Source organism: Proteus sp. G4380, assembly GCF_963885725.1.
Classification (GTDB): domain Bacteria; phylum Pseudomonadota; class Gammaproteobacteria; order Enterobacterales; family Enterobacteriaceae; genus Proteus; species Proteus mirabilis.
The window spans coordinates 1-4,025 of record NZ_CAWPAV010000058.1; the positions used below are offsets into that span (position 1 = coordinate 1).

Sequence of the window (4,025 nt, forward strand, 5' to 3'; positions counted from 1 at the left end):
CTAAACCAATTTCAACAATAGATGTAATAAAAAAATCTGGTTATAGTCAAAGATATTTTCAAGATCTATTTCTGCATAAAACAAAATCAACTATTGCTAAATATATTTTGTCTAGAAAGTTATCTATGTCAGCTATTTTGCTTAAATTAACTCGGTATTCTATATCAGAAATATCTAATGATTACTCTTTTACTTCTCAGCAGAATTTTTCAAGAGCTTTTAAACGATATTTTAAGGTAACGCCTGAATTTTATAGAAAAAGTAAATTTTGGGATTTTAGATATTATCGACCTCAACATAAAGTATTTGATTTTAAAAAAATAAATTGTCAGTTAATTTATTTATCAAAAGATAGATTGCTTGATAATAATTCTGATGATTTTAAGTTTTTTGATATTTCTATTCCTTTTGACTTTAAGTCAAATATTGCAATAGAGGGGCTAGGCTATAAAAATAAAAAACAGATTGAAATAATAAAAAGTCTTGTTGATTCATCAAATGATAATTTGTGTGTATCTTATAATTATTTCCTTAGTAGTAAAGTTAAAAATAAAATTACTGTAAAATATAATATAAAATATATTCATGATTATAATTTTTCCTTTAATAAAGAAGGTCTAAAGTATTATCTATTTTCATTTTTAGGCTCTTGGGAAGATTATATGATTTTATCCAATATTATCTATATGAGAGAATTACCGCTATTGCAAGCCAAGAGAAGAGATGGCTATGATATAGAAATATTTAATTCAGGTAAATTAGATAAAAACATTTGTTCTTTAAATTATCTTATCCCTATAATTTAGACATTTAAGTTTTTTCGGAGAGCTTTTATAATACTTCTTGAATTTTTTAATAAAATAGGAAGTATTTTTATACCCAGACAATGAAGATATCTGTCCTATTGTTAAATTTGTTGTAGCCAGAAGATTCATTGCGTGTGCCATTCTTACCGTTGTTAATAAAGTCATAAAATTAGTTTTTTCTGCTTCAAGTTTTTTTCGTAATGAAGACTCACTAATAAATAATTTACTACTAATCTCTTTTAGAGACCAGCTATGTTGTAAGTCACTAATAATAATATCTTTTACTTTTACTGATGTTAATTCTGGTTTTGATTTTAATATAAGGTTAGGTATATCAAAGTTTAACAGTAAATATGCGATTTTTAGTATCTGACTAAGCGAAGTTTTGTTATTTGTAATGACTTCATCATTAAATTTATTTTTTAATCTATTGAAAAATAGAATATCTTCATGATTTGCTTGTTTTATAAAGCTATCTTTATTATTATCTTGAGTAACTTCCTCTTTTTTATTGTTAATAGTAATTTTTAATACTTCCATCATAACTTCATGAGATAAAAATATAAATTCAGGCATTTTATTTTTTCCTAAGATAATATCTAATGCTGAATTTTTTTTTATAAAAACGATACTGTCGTTATCTATTTGATATTTAACATTATCTTTTGTTATGGATATTTCACAATCTTTTCTAATTAACAAAAGAATGTGGTTAGAGAAAATAATGTTTTTAAATTTTAAAGTATTATCTATATAGGCATTCATATTAAATTCTTTTGCTTCCTAATCTAATATTAAATGGTTTATTTTTGTTTGTATATTTAACAATAAACAAAATTATTAATTTATAAGCTTTTGTAAATAAATTATTATCATGTTGATGGAAATAAATAAATTAAAAAATAACGTTTTTAGATTTAATTATCTAATTGGGTTATTTTTTATCATATTGCATTATTTTTCTGTGAGGTATTTGTTACTTTATTTTTTCCTATTTATTTTAGAGAGTTTTTAGATCCTCCATATATCTTTATCTTTTTTGGGAATTTTATATTAAGTAAAAAGGTTGTTTTAACATTTTTGGTGTTTTTTTATGTTAAAGATGTTAATTGTTATTATTTATCTTTTGCTTTTTTGGTCTAATTTTATCATTTTGTTAATTATCATAATGGGTGATTAATTTATCATTTTGTTGGCTTAAAAGAATTCTATTAAAAGCGTAAAGTTCTCATAAATAGAGTATTGCTACTCTTATTTGGATTGTTTTAGTTATGGGTAGATGTATATGTTAAGAGATATCAGTAGGTGAGAGTAAAAAGAGTAATGTTGTTTTCATGTAAAAAATATAATTAAAACAATTGGTTATTTTATCTTGGTATTTTTTAAAACCTTATGTTGGTATTTTTATGGACATAAATAAGATTTTAGGCCGAGAGATTAAATTTTTAAGAAAACGTTCTTTGCTGTCAGGATGCGAATTGGCAAAAGCCTTTGGAATAAGTCAACAGCACCTTTCACGGATTGAGCGAGGAGAAGTTCAATGGAGTGTATCTTTCCTACTTAGAGTATGCGCTTTTTTTGATATTCCAATGATTCATTTTATTAAATTGATAGAGAAAGAAACATCTTCATTTTCTATTGTTGATAATAATTTATGTCAATTTGAATTTATTGAAATAAATAATAGGAGAAGGATAGGTCATAGAAAGTAAAGGTAGATATTTATAGATGTTAGCAGTATTACATTAGATAGCCTCTAAATTAATTTAGAGACATTTTATACGAGAGTTATATATGAATATAATCTTTTTTGAAAAGAATTCAAACGAGAAAGTACAATTACAACCTCATGCTAAGCATACTATAACGGCGAAAGCAGGGGATGTGTATCAGTTAATTGATTCAGATACTCAACTTTCTCCATTAGATATTCAAGCGCATCGTAAATCGGATGATCTTATTTTATCTAGTAAAGAACAAAATATAGAAGTTGTTATTAAAGATTTTTGGCAAGAATGCCAACCAGGGGAACAACAATGTTACGCCACTTTAAATGTTTTAGATTCAAATGGTGTAATGGGACAAGCAACTATTACTCAAGATGGTCCTGTTTTAGAACATTTAGTTGCTGGTGAAACAGGTACTCTTTCTGATAATGATGATGGAATTGGTCTATTTTTATGGGTTGCTGGTTCAATCGGTAGTGCATTAGCGATCTTTTTAGCTAATAGAAATCATGGTGGTGACAATAATAAAGGTAATGAGGCTGATATTACCGCGCCGAGTAAGCCAGGATTAACTGCTGAAGATGATGGTTCTGTTTCTATCGATTTACCAAAAGATGCCAATAAAGGTGATTCTGTAGATGTTACTTTTGAAGATGAGGATGGTAATTCAAATACTGTCACATTAGAAAAGGGAGATAATGGCTGGACATCAAGTGATCCTGAATTAATTCCTGATACAGATAACAATCAAGTCACTATCCCTAATGATAAGATAAAAGATAATAGTGATGTTACCGCAAGTGCGAAAGATCCGAGTGGTAATAAAAGTGATGATGTTACTGTAACAGCCAAACCTGATCCCGTATCAGATATACCTGTTTTAAGCATTCCAGAAGTTGACGATGGTTATGCGAATGCAGAAGAGCTGAAAGACGGTTTACAAGCAGAAGTTACTTTGCCAGCGGGTACGGTTGAAGGGGCGGAAATTACCTTAACGGTCACTCGTCCAGATAATACTACAGAAACGATTACATACACTGTAACTAAAGATGATGTTGCTGCAGGTAAGATTTCGATTGATATTCCTAAAGATGCGGTACAAAACGGCCAAAACAGTGTCGATGTCAGCATAACTCAAGGCAATAATCCAGCCAAACCAGGAAACAAAGTAGATTTTGCTGTTGATGGACAAATCCCGGGCGATACAGATGGTGATGGTACGGTGGATACCACACTAGTGGTGATCATTCCAGAAGCTGCGGACGGTGTAAATGCTGACGAGCTAAAAGATGGCGTACAGACCGAAGTGACTGTACCGGGGGGGAGTGCGGCAGGTGACACACTGACACTCACTATTACTAAACCAGACGGCTCAACCGACACTGTTGAACACACACTGACTGCAGATGAAGTGGCGGCAGGTAAAGCCGATGTGACTATCCCCGCAGATAAAGTGACAGCAGATGGTAACTATTCTGTTACCGCAGAAATT

General features: G+C 29.6%; 3 protein-coding genes and 1 pseudogene. 3 read left to right on the forward strand and 1 reads right to left on the reverse strand.

Annotated elements, in window-relative coordinates:
* Positions 1-806 (forward strand): helix-turn-helix domain-containing protein (locus AACU98_RS05075; protein ID WP_161735640.1); only part of this gene is annotated, 806 nt, incomplete at its 5' end.
* Here AACU98_RS05075 and AACU98_RS05080 read toward each other — a convergent pair.
* Positions 780-1,571 (reverse strand): helix-turn-helix domain-containing protein, encoded by a 792-nt coding sequence (locus tag AACU98_RS05080; protein ID WP_004244871.1) that lies wholly within the window; start codon positions 1,569-1,571, stop codon positions 780-782. The two genes, AACU98_RS05075 and AACU98_RS05080, sit on opposite strands and share 27 nt — an antisense overlap.
* Before the next feature lie 641 nt (positions 1,572-2,212).
* On the opposite strand from AACU98_RS05080, the gene AACU98_RS05085 reads away from it, so the two are divergent.
* Positions 2,213-2,518, forward strand: a complete 306-nt coding sequence (locus AACU98_RS05085) for a helix-turn-helix domain-containing protein (protein WP_004244870.1) — start codon at positions 2,213-2,215, stop codon at positions 2,516-2,518.
* An 82-nt stretch (positions 2,519-2,600) separates the two neighbouring features.
* Positions 2,601-4,025 (forward strand): annotated as a pseudogene (locus AACU98_RS05090) (beta strand repeat-containing protein); the annotation flags it as partial.